This is a genomic window from Peribacillus sp. QJM3NY_7 (genome assembly GCF_056173225.1).
In genome coordinates this window covers 3909617-3931107 of sequence record NZ_CM149663.1, presented here as the reverse complement: position 1 = coordinate 3931107, position 21491 = coordinate 3909617, and the positions used below count along the sequence as shown (strand labels likewise).

The 21491-nt window shown below is 41.1% G+C and carries 20 protein-coding genes and 1 riboswitch; of the genes, 19 read left to right on the top strand and 1 reads right to left on the bottom strand.

The annotated features are described in order from the left end of the window. The first annotated feature begins 54 nt into the window (after positions 1-54). The 8 genes from AC0VX1_RS18815 to AC0VX1_RS18780 all read left to right on the top strand — a co-directional run bounded on the left by AC0VX1_RS18815 (position 55) and on the right by AC0VX1_RS18780 (position 9345). The gene (locus tag AC0VX1_RS18815) at positions 55-1755 is read left to right on the top strand and encodes a long-chain-fatty-acid--CoA ligase (RefSeq protein ID WP_475468342.1); all 1701 of its coding nucleotides are present in this window, start codon (positions 55-57) and stop codon (positions 1753-1755) included. A gap of 201 nt (positions 1756-1956) precedes the next feature. Continuing rightward, positions 1957-2544 (top strand): TetR/AcrR family transcriptional regulator, encoded by a 588-nt coding sequence (locus tag AC0VX1_RS18810; protein ID WP_053535880.1) that lies wholly within the window; start codon positions 1957-1959, stop codon positions 2542-2544. A gap of 125 nt (positions 2545-2669) precedes the next feature. Beyond that, positions 2670-3443: an enoyl-CoA hydratase gene (locus tag AC0VX1_RS18805; protein WP_057276671.1), complete on the top strand. Its 774-nt coding sequence runs from the start codon at positions 2670-2672 to the stop codon at positions 3441-3443. A 122-nt stretch (positions 3444-3565) separates the two neighbouring features. Then, positions 3566-4339 (top strand): electron transfer flavoprotein subunit beta/FixA family protein, encoded by a 774-nt coding sequence (locus tag AC0VX1_RS18800; protein ID WP_475468339.1) that lies wholly within the window; start codon positions 3566-3568, stop codon positions 4337-4339. A gap of 69 nt (positions 4340-4408) precedes the next feature. Then, on the top strand, positions 4409-5386 hold the full coding sequence (locus AC0VX1_RS18795; RefSeq protein ID WP_048689007.1) for an electron transfer flavoprotein subunit alpha/FixB family protein: 978 nt from the start codon (positions 4409-4411) through the stop codon (positions 5384-5386). A 201-nt stretch (positions 5387-5587) separates the two neighbouring features. Next, on the top strand, positions 5588-5908 hold the full coding sequence (trxA, locus tag AC0VX1_RS18790; protein ID WP_328113193.1) for a thioredoxin: 321 nt from the start codon (positions 5588-5590) through the stop codon (positions 5906-5908). A gap of 104 nt (positions 5909-6012) precedes the next feature. Further along, complete coding sequence (uvrC, locus tag AC0VX1_RS18785; protein ID WP_053535876.1) at positions 6013-7785, top strand: excinuclease ABC subunit UvrC; 1773 nt, start codon at positions 6013-6015, stop codon at positions 7783-7785. 61 nt (positions 7786-7846) lie between these two features. Beyond that, positions 7847-8023: riboswitch (Lysine riboswitch) on the top strand. An 89-nt stretch (positions 8024-8112) separates the two neighbouring features. Further along, positions 8113-9345 carry an aspartate kinase gene (locus AC0VX1_RS18780; RefSeq protein ID WP_053535875.1) on the top strand — a complete coding sequence of 411 codons (1233 nt, stop codon included), beginning with the start codon at positions 8113-8115 and terminating at the stop codon, positions 9343-9345. A gap of 63 nt (positions 9346-9408) precedes the next feature. On the opposite strand, the gene AC0VX1_RS18775 is transcribed toward AC0VX1_RS18780, so the two are convergent. Next, complete coding sequence (locus tag AC0VX1_RS18775) at positions 9409-9879, bottom strand: YslB family protein (protein WP_063575534.1); 471 nt, start codon at positions 9877-9879, stop codon at positions 9409-9411. Positions 9880-10262: 383 nt separating this feature from the next. Here AC0VX1_RS18775 and AC0VX1_RS18770 point away from each other — a divergent pair, with 383 nt between their 5' ends. From AC0VX1_RS18770 to AC0VX1_RS18720, 11 genes are all read left to right on the top strand, one after another. Next, positions 10263-10871, top strand: a complete 609-nt coding sequence (locus tag AC0VX1_RS18770; RefSeq protein WP_063575535.1) for a succinate dehydrogenase cytochrome b558 subunit — start codon at positions 10263-10265, stop codon at positions 10869-10871. A 70-nt stretch (positions 10872-10941) separates the two neighbouring features. Further along, a complete protein-coding gene (gene sdhA, locus AC0VX1_RS18765) occupies positions 10942-12693 on the top strand; it encodes a succinate dehydrogenase flavoprotein subunit (protein WP_034311432.1) in 1752 nt (583 codons plus the stop codon). 17 nt (positions 12694-12710) lie between these two features. Continuing rightward, complete coding sequence (gene sdhB, locus AC0VX1_RS18760) at positions 12711-13484, top strand: succinate dehydrogenase iron-sulfur subunit (RefSeq protein ID WP_034308984.1); 774 nt, start codon at positions 12711-12713, stop codon at positions 13482-13484. 264 nt (positions 13485-13748) lie between these two features. Beyond that, positions 13749-14213: an acyl-CoA thioesterase gene (locus AC0VX1_RS18755; protein WP_057276667.1), complete on the top strand. Its 465-nt coding sequence runs from the start codon at positions 13749-13751 to the stop codon at positions 14211-14213. Positions 14214-14335: 122 nt separating this feature from the next. Then, entirely contained in the window at positions 14336-14560 is a 225-nt protein-coding gene (locus tag AC0VX1_RS18750; RefSeq protein WP_028392149.1) for a helix-turn-helix domain-containing protein, read from the top strand. Between the two features lie 221 nt (positions 14561-14781). Then, entirely contained in the window at positions 14782-15225 is a 444-nt protein-coding gene (locus AC0VX1_RS18745; protein ID WP_258831644.1) for a MarR family winged helix-turn-helix transcriptional regulator, read from the top strand. Positions 15226-15235: 10 nt separating this feature from the next. Continuing rightward, entirely contained in the window at positions 15236-16039 is an 804-nt protein-coding gene (gene racE, locus AC0VX1_RS18740; protein ID WP_475468334.1) for a glutamate racemase, read from the top strand. Between the two features lie 335 nt (positions 16040-16374). Then, positions 16375-17454, top strand: a complete 1080-nt coding sequence (locus AC0VX1_RS18735) for a GerMN domain-containing protein (protein ID WP_034308974.1) — start codon at positions 16375-16377, stop codon at positions 17452-17454. Between the two features lie 199 nt (positions 17455-17653). Then, positions 17654-18736: a GerAB/ArcD/ProY family transporter gene (locus AC0VX1_RS18730; RefSeq protein ID WP_475468332.1), complete on the top strand. Its 1083-nt coding sequence runs from the start codon at positions 17654-17656 to the stop codon at positions 18734-18736. Further along, positions 18733-20208, top strand: a complete 1476-nt coding sequence (locus AC0VX1_RS18725; RefSeq protein WP_413021287.1) for a spore germination protein — start codon at positions 18733-18735, stop codon at positions 20206-20208. The genes AC0VX1_RS18730 and AC0VX1_RS18725 overlap by 4 nt, the downstream gene beginning before the upstream one ends. Then, positions 20205-21326, top strand: coding sequence for a Ger(x)C family spore germination protein (locus tag AC0VX1_RS18720; RefSeq protein ID WP_475468330.1), 1122 nt, complete (start codon positions 20205-20207; stop codon positions 21324-21326). Before AC0VX1_RS18725 ends, AC0VX1_RS18720 begins: the two co-directional genes overlap by 4 nt. Positions 21327-21491 lie beyond the last annotated feature (165 nt).

The window sequence follows — 21491 nt, the reverse complement described above, 5'->3', positions numbered from 1 at the left end:
CCGATTGTATTATAATGATTAAGAGTATTGAGAATATTCAGAAGGAGGGGGCAAATGAGCAATAAGCCATGGCAAGCTATTTATCCGGAACAGATACCCGCTGTTTTGTCGTACGAAGATAAACCTCTTTATTCTTTTTTGAAGGAATCAGCCGAGGAATTCCCTGATAAAGTATCGATTCATTTCCAGGGAAAAGAATTAACTTTCCGGGAAGTGCATGAATCTGCTTTAAAGTTTGCAGCCTATTTAAAAAGTATCGGACTTCAAAAAGGCGAACGCGTTGCCGTCATGCTACCTAACTGCCCTCAGGGTGTCATAAGCTTTTTTGGGATATTGATGGCCGGAGGAGTCGTGGTTCAAACGAACCCAACCTATACTGAACGTGAATTAGAATATCAAATGAAAGATTCCGGAGCGAAAATGATTTTAGTGATGGATATTTTATTTCCCCGTGTTTCTGCAGTGGCATCAAGAACGGATATAGAACATATAATTGTAACCGCTATCAAGGAATATTTACCTTTCCCGAAAAATCTTATCTATCCTTTTATTCAAAAAAAGCAATACGGCATTGTCATCAATGTGGAGCATGAAGGGAATCATCATTTATTTTCTGAAATCATGAAACGAAAGATCACTGAAGAAGTCGACACTGTGCCGATCGATGTCAATAATGACCTTGCCCTTTTGCAATATACAGGTGGGACAACTGGCTTTCCCAAAGGGGTCATGCTTACTCATAAGAACTTGCTGGCAAATACGAAAATGTGCAATGCATGGCTTTACAAAAATAAGCGCGGTGAGGAAAGGATCCTTGCGATTCTGCCTTTCTTCCATGTGTACGGTATGACTACGGTCTTGGTTCTTTCCGTCATGGAAGGGAACACCATGATCATCATGCCGAAGTTTGATGTCGAAGCGACGCTTAAAACCATCCAAAAACAGAAACCGACCATGTTTCCAGGAGCGCCAACGATGTATATCGGCCTCTTGAACCATCCGGATATCGCTAAATATGATCTTTCTTCCATCAATGCCTGTATTAGCGGTTCTGCATCTTTGCCCTTAGAGGTTCAAGAGCAGTTTGAGAATATTACCGGCGGGAAGCTAGTTGAAGGCTATGGACTTTCAGAAACCTCACCTGTGACACATGCTAATTTCATTTGGGATCAGCCGCGTGTAAAAGGAAGCGTTGGACTGCCGTGGCCGGACACTGACTCGGCGATTCTGTCCCTGGAATCCAATGAAGAGCTTCCTCCGAATGAAATAGGCGAGATTGCCATAAAAGGACCACAGGTAATGAAAGGTTATTGGAACCGTCCGGATGAAACGGAAAAAACCTTTAAAAATGGCTGGCTGCTTACTGGCGATCTGGGTTATATGGATGAGCAGGGGTTCTTTTATGTCGTCGAGAGGAAAAAGGATACAATCATTGCAGGCGGTTTCAATATATATCCACGTGAGGTGGAAGAGGTGCTATACGAGCATGAGGCCATACAGGAAGTAGTTGTGGCAGGCATCCCTGACCCTTATCGAGGAGAGACCGTCAAGGCCTATGTCGTCCTGAAAAAAAATGCCAGGGTTACTGAAGAGGAATTGAATGAATTTGCCAGAAAGAACCTGGCTTCGTATAAGGTGCCGCGAAGCTATGAATTCAGGGATGAACTTCCTAAAACGACGATAGGGAAGATCCTGAGAAGAGTCCTTATCGAGGAAGAAAAGAAAAAAATATCCGAGGAAAGAAAAGAAGCTTAAACAAGCACCCCCTTTTAACGGAGCAGCGGAAGAGGGCTCCGTTTTGCAGAACAGCTGGACAAGCTATGGATGGTGGCTGTACAATGAACAGAAGTGAATGTCAGGAGCCTTATATAAGGTTTTGCTTGACAGTAAAGGGTCATCATTTTATGATAGAAATATGAATGATGGTTCATTCATTTTTCTGAAAGGGGACATCCAGTGAAAAGCAACAGACCAAAGTATAATCAAATTATTGATGCGGCCGTTATTGTCATTGCCCAAAACGGTTACTATCAAGCCCAAGTATCCAAAATCGCCAAACAGGCAGGAGTAGCGGATGGCACCATTTATCTTTATTTTAAAAATAAAGAAGATATCTTAATATCATTATTCCATGAAAAGATGGGGTATTTTGTGGAACAGATCGAAGAAGAGATAAAAGGAAAGACCACTGCTTCGGAAAAACTGCATGTGCTCATCCAAAAACATTTTCAAAACCTTTCAGAAGACGTGAATTTAGCAATTGTCACTCAGTTGGAATTAAGACAGTCGAATAAAGAATTGCGCCTTAGGATCAATGATGTGTTAAGAGGGTATTTAAATTTAATCGATCAGATCATTATAGAAGGAAAAGAGAACGGCGAATTCCTGCCTGATTTAAATAATTTACTTGCCAGGCAGATGATTTTTGGAACGATTGATGAAACTGTGACGACTTGGGTCATGAATGAGCAAAAGTATTCGCTTCCTGACCTTGCACCAGACGTTCACCGCCTGCTGATTGGCGGCTGTGGCCTGAAAAGTTAACGATTTAAATAGAGGATGGCTAGCCATCCTCGAAAGAATCGGTTAATTCAACTTCCAGCTTTAACTGGAAGTGATACATAGAGAATTATCAAAAAAGTTTGACTATCATGCCTGGAGGGATTGATATGGAATATCTTAAGCTTTCTGTCGAAAATCATGTGGCTTTTATAACGATTGATCATGCACCAGCAAATGCACTTTCCTCGGCTATCATCGGAGAGCTTTCACAGGCATTCGATCAAATTGGGAAAGACGAAGCCGTACGGGTTGTCCTTCTTCATGGTGAAGGAAGATTCTTTTCTGCAGGAGCGGACATTAAAGAGTTTACGGAAGTGAAAAACGGGAAAGCCTTCGAGAAGCTGACCAAGAATGGTCAATCTGTATTTGAGAAAATCGAATCTTTTCCAAAACCGGTCATTGCAGCCATCCATGGAGCGGCGCTTGGCGGAGGATTGGAGCTGGCTATGGCCTGCCACATCCGCTTAGTCACCGAAAGGGCTAAACTTGGTTTGCCTGAGCTGCAGTTGGGCTTAATCCCCGGATTTGCTGGGACCCAACGTCTTCCTCGTTACGTAGGCATGGCAAAGGCAGCTGAAATGCTGTTTACAAGTGAACCGATTTCAGGCACCGAAGCTGTGCAATGCGGATTGGCGAATCATGCCTTCACGGATGAAGAACTGATTCCAAAAGCTAAGGATCTAGCCAATAAAATTGCCAAGAAGAGCCCACTGGCATTAAAGGCGGCCATTGAGTTATTGAATTATTCCAAGCATGATTCTTACCATAAAGGTGTGGAAAGGGAAGCTGCCCTCTTTGGTCAGGCTTTCGATACTGCCGATGCACAAGAAGGAATCGCCGCTTTCATTGAAAAAAGGGAAGCTGTATTCAAAGGGAAATGATGTTTCGGTTTAAATAACTATTTTTATATATCATGCAGGATTATGGTGAAATCTGTAGAACATTACTATATATCAATAAAATTCATAATCTTCAAAACTCAAATTATTCGGGAGGTATTATCGTGAACATTTATGTACTGCTGAAAAGAACATTTGATACAGAAGAAAAAATTACACTATCCAACGGGAAAATCAATGAGGATGGGGCAGAATTCATCATTAATCCATACGATGAGTATGCAGTTGAAGAAGCAATCCAGGTGCGTGATGCACAAGGCGGCGAAGTAACGGTTATTTCTGTCGGAACAGAAGAGGCTGAAAAGCAATTACGCACAGCGTTGGCAATGGGTGCTGACAAAGCTGTATTGATAAATATAGAAGACGACATAGAAAATGGCGACCAATTCACGACTGCCAAAATTATTGGCGAATACTTAAAAGATAAAAATGCGGATCTAATCATTGCAGGGAACGTTGCAATCGATGGCGGCTCTGGTCAAGTGGGACCACGCGTTGCCGAAATTTTGGGAATTCCTTATATTACAACCATTACTAAATTGGACATAGAAAATGGAAATGTAAGCGTTATCCGTGATGTCGAAGGGGACTCTGAAACGATCGAAGCCTCTCTTCCAGTATTGGTGACAGCGCAACAAGGGCTAAATGAGCCACGTTATCCTTCATTGCCAGGAATCATGAAGGCAAAGAAAAAACCGCTTGAAGAATTGGAATTGGATGACCTTGATTTGGAAGAGGACGATGTTGAGGCCAAAACAAAAACGATTGAAATTTACCTTCCTGCTAAAAAAGAAGCTGGAAAAGTTTTGGACGGGGAAATCAGTGCTCAAGTTACCGAGCTTGTTCAGTTATTACGCAGTGAAGCAAAAGTGATTTAATCGATACGGTACATCTCAAAAAAACAACACACGACAAAAAGAAAAATAGAGCACAGGAGGTTTTTATAAATGGCTAGAAAGTTTCTTGTATTGGGCGAAGTTCGTGATGGTTCACTAAGAAATGTATCATTTGAAGCTATCGGTGCGGCTAAGCTTGCAGCGGATGGCGGGGAAATCGTTGGTGTTTTAGTTGGAGACAGTGTTCAGAATTTCGGTAATGAATTGATCCAGTATGGTGCAGACCGGGTTATTGCAGTCGAAAATGATCAATTGAAACAATATACTTCGGATGGATATGCGCAAAGCTTGCTTGCCGTCATCGAGCAGGAAAAGCCGGAAGGAATTTTCTTTGGACATACAGCCTTAGGAAAAGACCTTGCACCTAAATTGGCTGGAAAACTTGAATCAGGATTGATTTCCGACGTTACATCCATTGAAGAAGAAGGCGGAAATATCGTTTTCACCCGCCCGATATATTCTGGTAAAGCATTTGAAAAGAAAATTGTTACAGCTGGCGTGATTTTCGCGACAATCCGTCCGAACAATATCGAACCATTAGCGAAAGATGAGTCCCGCTCTGGTGATGTTTCTACATTAAGTGTGGATATTAAGGACTTACGGACAATCATTAAGGATGTTGTTAGAAAAGCCAGTGAAGGGGTCGACCTTTCAGAAGCGAAAGTAATCATCGCGGGCGGCCGTGGCGTGAAAAGTGAAGATGGTTTTGAACCATTAAAGGAACTGGCACAGGTTCTTGGCGGAGCGGTAGGAGCTTCCCGGGGAGCATGTGATGCAGACTATTGCGATTACTCATTACAAATCGGGCAAACGGGTAAAGTCGTAACACCTGACCTTTATATCGCCTGCGGAATTTCCGGTGCGATCCAGCATTTAGCGGGAATGTCCAACTCCAAGGTTATCGTTGCCATCAATAAAGACCCGGAAGCTAACATATTCAATGTGGCTGATTATGGAATTGTCGGAGATCTTTTCGAAGTCGTTCCATTACTTACGGAAGAATTCAAAAAACTTAAAGTTAACGCGTAATAGAAATAATACAGATGAGGGGCAAGACATTCGGCATAAGCCGATACATGTCTTGCCCCTTTGTTTGCGCTAATGGGGAGGGTTTGTTGCCTGCATAGTTACTTTTTTTTTGGACATCCTACCACTGAAGCAAAATATTAGCATCGATTTGAGCAACAGTGGTATACTGTTTTTAGTTATTTGAGTAAATTTGAGGAGGAAATATATATGGCTATTGTAAATGCAACTGACCAAACTTTCACAACAGATACTAGCGAAGGTGTCGTTCTTGTAGACTTTTGGGCTCCATGGTGTGGACCTTGTAAAATGATCGCTCCTGTTCTTCAAGAGCTTGATACTGAAATTGGCGATACAGCAAAAATCGTAAAAGTGGATGTGGATGAAAACCAAGAAACAGCTGGAAAATTCGGTGTGATGAGCATCCCGACATTAATCGTCCTTAAAGACGGTGAAGTGGTCGATAAGGTTGTTGGTTTCCAACCTAAAGAAGCACTTGCTGAACTTATTGCAAAACACGCGTAATAGTAAGATAGCCTAAAAAAAGCTTCAAGTCTGCGGACTTGAAGCTTTTTTCGCTATCTTGATATATAATGATTGTAAAAAAGGGAGAACAGGAGGCTGAATGCATGAATCAACAAATAAAGAATAAACTTGCCCTTCTTCCCGATCAACCTGGTTGTTATTTAATGAAAGATCGTCAGGGAACGATCATATATGTAGGCAAAGCGAAAGTGTTGAAGAATCGTGTCCGTTCTTATTTTACGGGATCTCACGATGGTAAAACATTTCGACTCGTGAACGAGATTGAGGATTTCGAATACATTGTCACCTCTTCCAATATCGAGGCTCTTATTTTAGAGTTGAACTTAATCAAAAAACATGACCCAAAATATAATGTCATGCTAAAGGATGATAAGACGTATCCTTTCATCAAGCTGACTGCAGAACGCCACCCGCGTCTAATCATTACGCGAAAAGTCAAAAAAGACAAAGGGAAATATTTCGGTCCTTATCCGAATGCATTTGCAGCTAACGAAACGAAAAAATTGCTCGACCGCATCTATCCCCTAAGAAAATGCAATACGTTACCGGATCGCGTTTGTCTCTACTATCACCTTGGTCAGTGCCTGGCCCCATGTGTATATGATGTAGAGGAACAGGAATATAAAAAAATGGTCGATGATATCAACCGGTTCTTGAACGGCGGGCATACTGAAATAAAAAAAGAACTGACTGAAAAAATGCTGGAGGCATCGGAAGAACTCGATTTCGAGAGGGCCAAGGAGTTCCGTGACAAGATTGCTCACATCGATATTACGATGGAGAAGCAGAAAATGATGACGACCGATTTCATCGACAGGGATGTATTTGGCTTTGCCTATGATAAAGGCTGGATGTGCGTTCAGGTATTTTTTGTCCGGCAGGGTAAATTGATAGAAAGGGATGTTTCGCTTTTTCCGGTCTACGATGAACCCGAACAGGAACTTCTTACATTCCTCGGTCAGTTTTACGAGATTACGAACCATTTTAAACCAAAGGAAATCTTGCTGCCTGAATCTGTGGATGCCGAAATGGCCGAAGGGCTGCTTGGTGTCAAAACGATTCACCCGAAACGGGGAGCGAAAAAAGACATGCTTAAATTGGCGAATAAAAATGCCTCCATCGCCCTTCAGGAAAAATTCTCTTTGATTGAGAGGGATGAAGAAAGAACGATCAATGCGGTGGAAAACCTCGGGAAACAACTGGGTATCTACACCCCGCATCGAATTGAAGCTTTCGATAACTCCAATATCCAGGGAAGTGACCCCGTTTCCGCTTTAGTCGTGTTCATTGATGGGAAGCCGGAAAAAAGAGAGTACCGAAAATATAAGATCAAGACGGTCCAGGGACCTGATGATTATGAATCGATGCGTGAAGTGGTCAGAAGAAGGTATTCACGAGTATTGAAAGAAGGGCTGCCGCTTCCGGACTTGATCATCATTGATGGCGGAAAGGGACATGTCGAAGCGGTACGGGACATTCTGGAAAATGAATTAGGTTTGGATATTCCACTTTCAGGCCTCATTAAGGATGAAAAGCATAGGACCTCGCAATTGATGATCGGAAATCCGCTTGAACTTGTACCTCTTGATTCAAGGAGCCAGGAATTTTATCTATTGCAAAGAATTCAGGATGAAGTGCATCGGTTCGCGATTACGTTTCATCGCCAGCTACGCGGGAAAAATGCGGTACACTCCCAGCTTGATGATATTCCAGGAGTCGGGGAAAAGCGAAGGAAGCAATTATTAAGGCATTTTGGATCATTGAAGAAAATCAAAGAGGCGACGGCCGAGGAAATCATGGAAGCTGGCATGCCAAAAGGGGTAGCCGAGGGAATCGTTAGAAAATTACAAGAATAATCTTGCTACCGATAAATCTCTATGCTATGATTAAAAGGAATTTTTAACTAGACAACTTAAAAGTGCTGATAGAGGTGCGGAATTCAAGAGTAAAAACCTGGAGAAGTATGAGCTTCCATGAAAGGTTTTGAAAGGGGACGCCGCCGAAGGAAGACAAGACTCATACCTTGTCCTCCTGGTCCGACATTTAATAAATGGCGGATTGTCAGGGTTTATACCCTGGAGAGCTATCTCACTGTGATTACAGTATTAAGATATGTGACCACAGCAATGAGATATTTCTCATTGCTTTTTTTATTGCCTAAAAAGTAGAGAGGGTGCATGAGGATGGCATTAATCGTTCAAAAATTCGGCGGAACATCCGTCGGTAGCGTAGAAAAAATCAAAAATGTTGCCAATCGGGTAATCGAGGAAGCGGAGAAAGGAAATGAGGTTGTCGTCGTTGTTTCAGCTATGGGGAAAACAACGGACCAATTGGTTTCCATGGCGCGTGATATTTCCGGATCCCCGAGCAAGAGGGAAATGGATATGCTATTGACGACTGGGGAACAGGTAACGATTTCCCTGTTAACGATGGCATTGATTGAAGAAGGACATGAAGCCATTTCGTATACCGGCTGGCAGGCTGGCATGCAAACGGAATCCGTTCATGGGAATGCCCGGATTTTAAACATCGATGCCACGAGGATCCAAGCCCAGCTTCAGGAGAAGAAAATAGTGGTCGTAGCCGGTTTCCAGGGTAACGATGCAAATGGGGAAATCACTACCTTAGGGCGAGGCGGTTCCGATACGACGGCAGTTGCCATCGCAGCAGCGCTTAATGCGGATAGATGCGATATTTATACAGATGTAACGGGTGTTTTCACAACGGACCCACGCTATATAAAAGGCGCGCGAAAACTCCAATCCATTTCTTACGATGAAATGCTGGAACTTGCCAACCTGGGGGCTGGCGTCCTTCACCCAAGGGCTGTCGAATATGCAAAAAATTATCAAATTCCGCTTGAAGTCCGTTCAAGCATGGAGAGAGAATCAGGTACGATCATAGAGGAGGAAGCAACTATGGAAGAAAACTTAATTGTACGCGGCATTGCTTTTGAAGACAGTATTACGAGGGTTACAATATATGGTTTGCCCCAATCACTTGGTGCATTATCCACGATCTTCACGACGCTTGCGAAAAACCGGATCAATGTGGACATCATCATTCAAAGCATGACTGCCGAGGATACGACGAATCTATCTTTTTCCACAAAAAGCGAAGATACGGAAGCGGCCTTGATCGTTCTGGAAAATAATAAAGAACAATTGGGATTCGACCGGGTCGAAACGGAGAGCGGATTGGCCAAAGTGTCCATCGTCGGTTCTGGTATGGTATCCAATCCGGGAGTGGCTGCCGAAATGTTTGAAGTGATGGCCAATACAGGCATCCAGGTGAAAATGGTCAGCACATCGGAAATTAAAGTTTCGACCGTCGTCAATGAAAAGGAAATGGTGAAGGCGGTTGAATCCCTTCATGAAGCATTTAAACTTGGTCAGCATGCAAATGTGCTAGCTTAAGTGTCAGGAGTCCAATAAAAAACAGACTTCCGGTAAAAAGGGTAAGTCTGTTTTCAGGGCTCATTAGATTGGATCTCTGGGATCCCATTGGATGGTGAATATCACTTTTTTTGCGCGGCGTTTGATTTCTTCCGTTGATTCGCTGAGGAATTTTTTTTGCAGTGAAAACTGCTCGGCAAGGAAACCGGCTTCAAGCTGGAAGTGACAATCAGGGTGTAAATCCAGGCGGCGGCTGATTATTTCACCCGTGAGGGATAATTCCATCTGGTGTTTCGTATACTTCAAGATTTCCAGATTGCCCCATCCAGCGCTTTGGAAAAATTCAATCACTTCCTGATCGCCCTTCAATGGGAATTTTCTTGCTAATTGTTTACCTGCCCAATAGAGGATTTGATTAGAGTCTTTTCCGAGAATATCGTTCAATAGAACTTCTCTGATTAATTCGTACCCGAAAGCTGGAACTTTGAATTCTTCAGTTTGAATTTCTTCCGTTTGAATCTCTTCTTCTATCGCAGCAGCAATATTTTTTTTCATAGTTTATCGCCTCTTTCTGTAAATCTATTATAAACGTATTTCTTTTGCAAATTATACTGTTTTTTATTTATTTAAATAGCAATTGGAAAAAAATGAGAAATTATACCGAGATATTAATAGTTAAATGAGAAATTTATTCAAAATATCATCTTGACAAACAAAAAATACCCAAGATAATCCAATAAAATCTATTCTGAAAAAGAGATTTCTTGTATCCGTTTTCTTGACGCACATAGAAGTCAGGAGTAAAATGGACATGTCACATAATTGTAAAGGAAGTATAGAGGAGTTTTTTGACTCTATACTGTATTTTCACGCGGAGATAAAAGGTAGCCACCAGTTTATCTTTGCATGATTTTTCACAAATTAAGGGGGGGCACTTAGTGGCAAAAAATCGTGAGTTTGGGAATCGCAGGCTTCATTCACTTCTAGGAGTAATTCCAATTGGTCTATTCCTAATTTTTCATTTATCTGTAAACTTTATGGCAACAAAAGGAGAAGAGACTTTTAATGGGGCAGTTCATTTAATTGAGTTTACGCCCGTGAAGATTTTGGTAGAATGGGTCGTCATCTATCTACCGCTCATTTTCCATGCTGTGTACGGAATCTATATTGCCTTTACAGCAAAAAACAATTTAGGCAGATTTAGTTTCTTCCGTAACTGGATGTTCATGCTACAACGCCTAACTGGAATCATAACGTTGATTTTCCTTGTTTGGCATATATGGGCAACTAGAATCCAAGCAGCTATGGGTGCTGAAGTTAACTTTGACATGATGGCAGAGATTTTCTCTAGTCCATTCATGATTGTGTTCTATATTGTTGGTATTATCTCGGCAATCTTCCACTTTGCTAATGGATTATGGTCATTTGCTGTGAGCTGGGGTCTTACAGTTTCACCAAGATCGCAAAGAATCATGACTTACTTTACATTGATCGTTTTCGTTCTTCTTTCTTATATCGGAATCAGCGCAATTTTCGCATTCGTATAAGAAGATAGAGTTCATTTATAAGAATTAGGAAAAACATAGCTTGGCTAATGGAAATAAGGGAGTGACAGAATTGGGTAAAGGTAAAATAGTTATCGTTGGTGGAGGTCTAGCTGGATTAATGGCTACGATCAAAGCAGCAGAGCTGGGACAACAGGTTGATTTATTTTCTTTAGTGCCTGTTAAACGCTCTCACTCAGTTTGTGCCCAAGGCGGAATCAACGGGGCAGTAAATACAAAAGGTGAAGGGGATTCTCCATATATCCACTTCGACGATACAGTTTATGGCGGAGATTTCTTGGCTAACCAACCGCCGGTTAAAGCGATGTGCGAAGCAGCACCATCAATCATTCATATGTTTGACCGTATGGGTGTTATGTTCAACCGTACTCCGGAAGGTCTTCTTGATTTCCGTCGTTTCGGTGGTACTCAACATAGCCGTACAGCATTCGCTGGTGCAACAACTGGTCAGCAATTACTTTACGCATTGGACGAGCAGGTTCGCCGTTATGAAGTTGAAGGCCTTGTAACGAAATATGAAGGCTGGGAATTCCTTGGAGCTGTTATCGATGATGAGCAAACAGCACGCGGTATCGTAGCACAAAACCTGACTTCAATGGAAATCAAATCATTCCCTGGAGACGCAGTCATCATGGCGAGCGGCGGCCCTGGAATCATTTTCGGTAAATCAACGAACTCAATGATCAATACAGGTTCAGCAGCTTCCATCGTTTATCAGCAAGGTGTTAATTATGCTAATGGTGAGTTCATTCAAATTCACCCGACAGCAATCCCTGGCGATGACAAACTTCGTCTAATGAGTGAATCCGCTCGTGGTGAAGGTGGACGTATCTGGACATATAAAGACGGGAAACCTTGGTATTTCCTTGAAGAAAAATACCCTGCTTATGGTAATCTGGTACCTCGTGATATCGCGACTCGTGAAATCTTCGACGTATGTATGAACATGAAGCTTGGCATTAATGGTGAAAACATGGTTTACCTGGATCTATCACATAAAGATCCTAAATTACTTGATATTAAACTTGGCGGAATCATTGAAATCTACGAGAAATTCATGGGTGAAGATCCTCGTAAAGTTCCAATGAAAATTTTCCCTGCCGTTCACTATTCCATGGGCGGACTTTGGGTTGATTATGACCAAATGACTAACATCAAAGGTTTATTCGCTGCAGGTGAGTGCGATTATTCACAACATGGCGGTAACCGTCTTGGTGCTAACTCACTTCTTTCTGCAATCTATGGTGGTTCAGTCGCTGGACCGAATGCCGTTAAATATATTGAAGGCCTTGCTAAAACTTCAGAATCCATTCCTTCTTCATTGTATGAAGGGTACGAAAAACAAGAACAAGAGAAATGGAATGAAGTCATGTCTCTTGATGGTAACGAAAATGCGTACATCCTTCACAAAGAACTTGGTGAGTGGATGACACAGCATGTTACTGTAGTTCGTTACAATGACAAGCTGAAAGAAACGGATAACAAGATTCTTGAGCTGATGGAACGTTACAAGAAAATTAACATCAATGACACGGCAAAATGGAGTAACCAAGGAGCTGCATTCACTAGACAGCTGCAAAACATGATGCAATTGGCCCGTGTAATCACAATTGGTGCGTTAAACCGTGATGAAAGCCGCGGAGCGCATTACAAACCTGATTTCCCAGAACGTAATGATGAGGAATTCATGAAAACTACTATGGCAACATTCAAAGGCTTGGATCAAGCACCTGAATTCCATTATGAAGATATTGATGTATCACTGATCGCACCGCGTAAACGTGACTACACTACGAAACACTAAAGAGGGGGAGCAAAAAAATGGTTGAAACTAAATCTGAGACTAAAACAGTCCGTTTTATAATCACTCGTCAAGATACACCGGATTCAGCTCCTTATGATGAGGAATTCGAATTAGCGTACCGTCCGAATATGAACGTAATTTCCGCTCTAATGGAAATTCGTCGTAATCCAGTAACGGTACAAGGCAAGCACACTACAGCAATCGCATGGGACATGAACTGTCTTGAAGAGGTATGTGGTGCTTGTTCAATGGTTATCAATGGTAAACCAAGACAATCATGTACCGCTCTTATCGATCAATTGGAGCAGCCGGTTCGTCTAGCACCAATGCGTACATTCCCTGTTGTTCGTGACCTGCAAGTCGATCGCAGCCGTATGTTCGACTCATTGAAAAAGGTAAAAGCATGGATTCCAATCGATGGAACGTACAACCTTGGACCAGGACCGCGTATGCCAGAAAAGAAACGTCAATGGGCTTACGAGTTATCTAAATGTATGACTTGCGGTGTATGTTTGGAAGCTTGTCCGAACGTAAACAGCAATTCAGACTTCATTGGGCCACAACCATTATCACAAGTTCGTTTATTCAATGCACATCCAACTGGTGCAATGAACAAAGCTGAACGTTTAAATACGATCATGGGTGATGGAGGACTTGCAAACTGCGGTAACTCTCAAAACTGCGTGCAGTCTTGCCCTAAAGGCATTCCATTAACGACTTCGATTGCTGCGTTGAACCGTGATACTACGATCCAACAATTCCGTAACTTCTTCGGCAGTGATGAAGTTTAATCATGAACATGAAAGAACCTGTATCTTATGATATGGGTTCTTTTTTTCATTGTTTTACATACACAGGCTTGGTTGGGAATCGAGAGAATCATAAACGATTGATAACTGGGGTTGAAGTGTAAATCCGGCACCAGGCCAACTGTGAAGGATTTGTGAAGTGAGCTTGATAATTTACCCTGCTTTCAATAGAAAATCCTTTTCATTATCGTTGTTTTCTTATAAAATGAGTGAATAGTCATTCAATTCAGAAAGGGTGTGCACAAGTTGGGCAAAATATCATATATCGATAATATAACGGAGTGGATCAATGATTTTTCTTTTAAACATGAGATTAAGATCCGCTTTTCGGAAACTGATATGTTTGGGCACTTGAATAACACGATTCCTTTTACTTATTTTGAGGAAGCTCGGATTGAGTATTTCAACAGTATGGGGTTCATGAAGGATTGGACCTCGGCTGAATGCGGTGAGATGCCGGTTGTTGCCAATTTACAGTGTGATTACCTTAAGCAGATGTTTTTCAATGATCAATTGACAATCCATGTGAAAGCTGACCATATCGGAAATTCTTCAGTGGACCTACACTATATGGGGACTAAACAAGATGGTTCAATTTGTTTAACGGGCAGGGGGACGATTGTACAAGTGTCCAAGGCCACCGGGAAGCCGGTACCTTGGACGGAAGACATGAAGCGTTCGATGCTGTATACTGTGCTGGAACATTCCTGAAAATATTTCCATTTAGACAAGTAAAAGAGTCACTCCATTGCCCCAGCCGACATACTATATCTTGACTAAATAGACACCCACTCCGGGTTTTATGCTGGTGAAGGCAAGGAGGGTAACATTACTTGAAGGAGAACGAATTCACTCATAAGCCATTACTCACCAAAAGAGAAAAAGAAGTATTTGAGTTACTAGTACAAGACAAAACAACAAAAGAAATCGCAGGTGAATTGTTTATTAGCGAAAAAACAGTTCGAAACCATATTTCGAATGCGATGCAGAAGCTTGGAGTTAAAGGACGTTCGCAGGCAGTCATAGAACTCCTTCGTATGGGAGAACTTAAGCTTTAATGTGTTAACTCTTAATACGTAAGCCTTATAAATAATTTCTCTCCCGTTCATTGGCAGCATATAAGGAAGGGCAAAACAATTTGGTTGTTTTGACTTCTTTGGATGCTGCTTATTTTTATGGTGGGGTTTCATTATGATTCCAGTCAATCAATCTTGAAAATCATTTCACTTTCATCCAAAATGGTAGTATGATAAGTTTCATGAAGTGGGGAGCTGTGTTTATGGATGAAGAGAAGCAGGCGGCATATGTAGCCGATATCGAGAAGGAATTGCGCTATGTATCGTCATGGCTTAAGCAAAGGGGAAGAGAAATTCTCCATGATTATAAAATTACCATTCCTCAATTCGTGGCTTTGCAATGGCTTTTTGAATCAGGGGACATGACGATTGGCGAATTGTCCACGAAGATGTTTCTCGCTTTCAGTACAACGACGGACCTGATTGACCGCATGGAGAAACATCAGCTTGTCCAGCGTGTCAGGGATGAAAAGGATCGGCGTGTGGTTCGAATTCACCTTCTTGAAGAAGGCGAACGGATAATCGAAGAAGTGATTAATAAACGGAGGCAGTACTTGAGTGGCGTGTTAGTCAATTTTAACGAATCTGACATCAAGTCCCTCAAAGGGATTCTAGTAAAACTACATCAAGAAATGAAAGAAAAATGAGGCGAGTTTTTTGAAACAACCGATAGGCATCATTGATTCAGGAGTAGGCGGCTTGACAGTAGCTAAAGAAGTCATGCGTCAGCTTCCAAATGAAAATATAATTTACTTAGGTGATACAGCAAGATGCCCATATGGGCCGAGGACAAAAAAAGATGTCCAAACCTTCACATGGCAAATGACGAGATTTTTGATGAAGAAGGATATAAAAATGCTAATCATCGCTTGCAATACAGCGACTGCAGCTGTATTGGATGAAATCAGGGCTATACTTCCGATTCCTGTGTTGGGTGTCATACACCCAGGGGCAAGGGCGGCATTGAAAGTTTCTGATTCCTTGCATATTGGAGTTATCGGTACGGAAGGCACGGTAAAAAGCAAAGCTTATGACGATGCACTTGCTTCCATCAATTCCGATGTGAAAGTAGATAGTTTGGCATGCCCGAAATTTGTCCCAATCGTAGAAAGCGGGGAGTTTCAAGGGGGGATCGTCAATCGGGTCGTGGCACAAACCTTGAACCCGTTGAAGAAAACGAAAATCGATACACTGATCCTTGGCTGTACCCATTATCCACTGCTGGGGCCTGTAATCTCTGCCTATATGGGGGATGAAGTACAAGTCATTTCCTCTGGAGAAGAGACGGCCAGGGAGGCAAGTGTCATTTTGGATTACTATAAATTAATCAATAAAAGCAAGCTCCGTCCAGTTCATCGCTTTTATACAACCGGTTCAAGAGATATGTTTGGTTCCATCGCGTCGAGCTGGCTCGGTATTCATGCCAATACCATCGAAACAATTAAAATCGATCACTTATAAGACTTCCATTTGGAAGTTTCAGACTGCAGACAAACTTAATGAAAATGGAGTTTGTCTGCAGTTTTTTTATGGTTTGTACATTTGGCCGTTGATTGGAACGTGAGGGACTCGCTTTCCCTGCAGGTGCATGAAAGGATCCTATCCAACATTCAGATTATACTTGGGGATGGGAGTCGATTGTTCCATTCAGGAAGTCTCCCAAATCCTGATGAAGCTGAAAAAGATGCATCAATACGGGCAAATTGCCCAGCTCCATTATCGGAGGGAAAATAATTGGTCTATTTTCCCCTAGGGCTCGTATAAATAGGAGTACAAACTGTCCTAGGAGTGATTTTATGTCCAATAAATCAAAAGTAACAATGGCTGTGACCATTCTGGCATCTTCTTTTTGGCTTTCAGGCTGCGGATTATTTGGCGGTGAAGAGAAAAAGGAAATTGATCCCCCGAAGGATGTTTCATTAGTCGAGGATGAATCTTCATTAAAAGAAACAGAAACGAATGGTGAGGAAAAGCCAGCGACTGAGGGAGAAGAAGGCGCTGTAGAATCGAAAACGGTGAAGACGGAGCTATATTTAATTGATAAAAGCGGGTATGTGGTTCCACAGACATTGGAACTTCCTAAATCGGAAGCTGTCGCTAAACAAGCCCTTGATTACCTCGTCAATAACGGACCAGTCACGGATAAACTTCCTAATGGGTTCAGGGCCGTCATTCCTGCCGATACCCAAATAAGCGTGAACATTAAAGACGGGGTGGCTGTGGCGGACTTTTCGCCGGAATTCAAAAACTATCAGAAAGAGGATGAACTTAAAATCCTTCAAGCCATCACATGGACCCTGACACAATTCGACTCGGTCGATAAAATCCAAATGAGAATCAATGGGGAAGATATTTCCGAAATGCCGGTCAATGGCACACCGATAGATGAAAATATCTCAAGGTCTTCAGGAATCAATATCGATACGAGTGATGTAGTCGACATTTCCAATACCAAAGCACTCACCGTTTATTATGTAGGCGGTGATGAGGAGTACACTTATTATGTTCCCGTGACGCGCAGGATCAGCGAAACGGTGACTGATAATGTAACAGCAGTCATTCAGGAATTAACGAAGAGTCCTTCGGGTTCTAGCCTGCAAACAGGGTTCATGAGTGATGTAGCTTTACTTGACGAGCCAAAAGTGGCAGAAGGTAAGGTCAGCCTGAATTTTAACGAAAATATCCTTGGAAGCTTTAAAGAGAAAAAGGTATCACAAGAGGTCCTTGATGCCTTGGTCCTTTCCTTGACGGAACAGAAAGGAATTGAAAGCGTTGAAGTGCAAGTGCAGGGCAGCGCAGATGTTCTTAATGAAGAAGGTAAGAAATTATCCGAACCAGTCGTCCGTCCAGAGAAAGTCAACACAGGCAGTTTTTAAATATATGTAGAAATAAAACAATGAGGCAGCTCGCAGCTGCCTCTTATTTTTTTGCCTCCGCCATTGAATGACCACGCTGTTAAAGAGTGAAAGCTAATATCGCCCCAAGGCAATTTCCCGTGTTGTGGGAAAGTTTTTACATAAATAAATTTTAAAAAGGGGAAATTACTTTTAATCATGTAATGGATGGGGGGATATTATGGATCAAAAGGTCATTCAGGCTTTACACATCTATGTTTTAATCATCATGAATACAGGATTCATGGTGCATGTCCTGCTCCTCCCCAATATACTATCCGCATCTCAACGCGACGGATGGATAAGTGTCATAATAAGTGTTGTTCCATGTATCGTTTGGACACTATTTATTTTTTATATTTATAAAAAACTAGAAAAAGAAGATATAATCTCTTTTCTGAAAAAATGGTCTACACCTTTTGTTACATATATTTTCACGATAGCATTTGCCTTGTACTTTATAATTAACGCCTTCATAACCGTCAAATTTACATTGATTTGGGCAAAAGCTAATTATACTCATGACATACCAAACATCGTAGTCGTCAGCCTATTCACTTTTATTTGTATTTTTGCAAGTTATAAAGGAATACGCACCATAAGTACTTTGGCTCTCCTATTTCTTCCGGTCGTCACTATTTTGGGGATATTTGTGGGGCTGGGGAACACGAGTAATAAGAATTACGAATTATTGTTCCCGATATTTGAAAGCGGGTATCGCCATACACTAAATGGAATGCTGTATACGAGTGCAGGATATTTAGAAATTATCGTTTTTTTATTTTTAACTCCTTACTTGAAAAACAAGCTAAAAGCCAAGTGGCTTTTACTGGTTGGTATTATCCTCATCATGCTGACGTTAGGCCCCCTCATGGGAGCGATGGCGGAATTTGGTTCTGTGGAAGCAGTGAAAATGAGGAATCCGGCTTACGAACAGTGGAAGTTGCTAAGATTTGGCTATTATATTACTCGACTCGATTTCCTTTCCATTTTCCAATGGCTTTCAGGTGCCATGATCCGAATAAGTTTATGTTTATTTATAGGCTATAAGTTAATCTCGAATTCAAAACATCAGAAGTGGATACTGCTTTCACTATATTTGTTAATTGTTATTGGAACGCTAATCCATTGGGATGCTACTTCATTTTTTAATCTTATATACAAATATTTCTTTCCGATAAGCAGTCTGTTTCTTTTTAGTGCTGCAATTATACTGTTATTCATTATTTTTAAAAAGGGAAAAGGAAAAGGTGAAACATTATGAAGAAGGGAAATTTGAATGGTACTCCTTCTTACATTGACCAAATCCGAAAATGGTTCGAATATTCTTCCGATGTTGTTTTAAGAACAAAAACTTTTGATAATGAAGGTCGTTATTTGTTGGGATTTTTATATGCGCCAAACTTAGTGGATATGCCATTCATCAATGAAGTGATTCTGCCTACAATATCTAAAGCGGTTCAAGAAAATGGCGAATTAACAATTGATCAATTAAGCAATATCATGGAGATCAGTACGCTTAAAAAGGGCTCCGATTTAAAAGACGGAGTAGAAAGCATTCTTTTTTCAGGAGACCTGATCATTATTAATGAATCTTCCAACGAAATTTACCATACCCCATTAGCCAATTCCCCTAAGCGCAGTCCGGAAGAATCCAATATAGAATCTTCCATTCGGGGACCTAGGGATGGATTCGTTGAGAATATAGCGGATAACATGTCTTTAATTCGCCAGAGGTTAAAAACGGCATCACTTAAATGTATAGAATATACAATCGGGAAAAGAAGTAAAACTAAAATATTGCTGCTATATATTGATGACATTATCAATCCCTCGATTCTTTTGGATGTTAAAAAACGATTGGATTCATTAAAGGCTGATATCATAGTCAGCAGTTACCAAGTTGAAGAACTCTTATATGATACTCAATTTTCCATTTTCCCCTTAATGGAGTATATCGGTCGACCGGACTATGTTGTTGAATCCTTGAATCAAGGGCGCTTTGCCATCCTGGTAGACGGGAATCCCACAAGCTTGATCGGACCAACGAGTATTAATCAGTTACTTTATGCTGCCGATGACGCACATGCAAGCTTTTTTTACATTAGTTTTATGCGCATCATTCGTGTAGTCTCATTATTTGTAACGGTTACGTTACCGGGATTTTTTATAGCGTTGGTTACCTATCAATTCGATCAAATTCCCTTTTCGCTTCTTGCGACGATTTCAATCACGAGACAGGGATTACCCATACCTGCTTCTTTGGAGGCATTCGTAATGATCATATTGTTTGAACTATTTAAAGAAGCCGGTCTTCGCCTGCCAAAAGCTGTTGGTCCGACGGTTTCTGTATTGGGTGGATTGATTATAGGTGATGCAGCGATTCGGGCAGGGCTGACTTCACCCTCCATGCTCGTAGTAATTGCTGTTACAGTTCTCTCAAGCTATACCCTAATCAATCAGAATATCGCTGGGAATATCGTTCTTATAAGGTTATTCATATTTGCATGTTCAGCATTTCTAGGCTTGTTTGGATTCTTCATGGGATTATTTCTTATCTTGATTGTTGTGGTTTCCTTGGAAAGTTTCGGACAGCCTTTTGTGAATCCATTTTCCAAACCAAATAAATCGGACATGTTAAAAGTCTTATTCAAGCTTCCGTATGGGATGCTAAGGCAGCGGAATCAAGCTCTACAATCCAGTGATAATGAATCGCAAAAGGAGTCGGACAAATGAGAAAGCTAATTGCAGTCATGGTAATTGGCTGTCAACTTTTATTGACGACAGGCTGCTGGGGAATGAAGGAAATTCAAGCTCAAACATATGGATCCGCTCTAGGGATCGATTATAAAGAGGGTGAATTCATCTTATACTTTCAAGCATTGAATTTTGCGGATATAGCAAAACAAGAGGGGGCCACAGCATTACAAGAAAAAACTGGTGTTGTCATTGGGAAAGGTAAAGGGGAAAGTATCGAAGAAGCATTTACTGAATTGGAACAAAATGCAGCATTGCCACTTTATATCGGGCATGTTAACTCCTTCATCTTAAGTGAGGATGTAATCAATAAGAAAATGAAGGATTTCATTGAATATGTAGGGAAAGAGCCCTTATTGCGATACAATTCATGGCTGTTTGTTACAAACGAGGATATTAAAAAGGTGTTTAACGGTGATAGTTTCTTTAATCTTCCTAACTTATTCACGATCATTCAAAGGCCAGAGACCGTTATTAATGAAAACTATTTCATTACCCCGTTAAAATTCAGTGAACTGGTTTCGAAATTTTATCAACCGGTTGGTTCCATTTTAATTCCCTCAATGGTAATAAATGAGCATCATTACACAGACAGGGGGAAAGAAAAAAAGATACCAACGTTGAATGGCGGCTATGTTTTATCAAAACAACAGTATAAAGGGTTCGTAAGTAAACAAGATTTGATTGGTATGAAGTGGGTTGAAAATAAGGCGACAGTCATGTTTTTTTCCCTGAATAAACAAAAGGTAAGTGTTGAAATCATGGACCCCAAAGCAAACATCAAAGTATTGGAACAACAAAAGAAACCCTTATATGATTTAGAAGTTAAAGCAAATGGGATATTGAAACAGAATATAGACAACTTGGATATGGAAAAAATCGAAAAAAAGGTAGAAATAAAAATTAAGCAAGATATTTTGAAGACATTGGAGACGGGGGAGAAAATCAATACAGACCTTTTTAACATAAGTGAAAAGGCATACAGATACCATGTCAATAAGTGGGATAAAAAAATTATTAATTCCTTTGATAAGACTTCAATAAATAACATAAAAGTTAATATCCATATTGAACATAGTGAAAATTACAAACGTTAGTTTATAAGTTTCAGGTTATTGCAGGTGAGGGAGTTGTGTTAGACTTAACTTATCTGGAAAATTCAGCGGCTATTGTTGATCATGATAGGCAGAGTTGAATCCGTCCGTTGGCACTGGAGAAGAAGCGGCTTTTACATATTACGAATGACAGCAAATTCTTTCTCA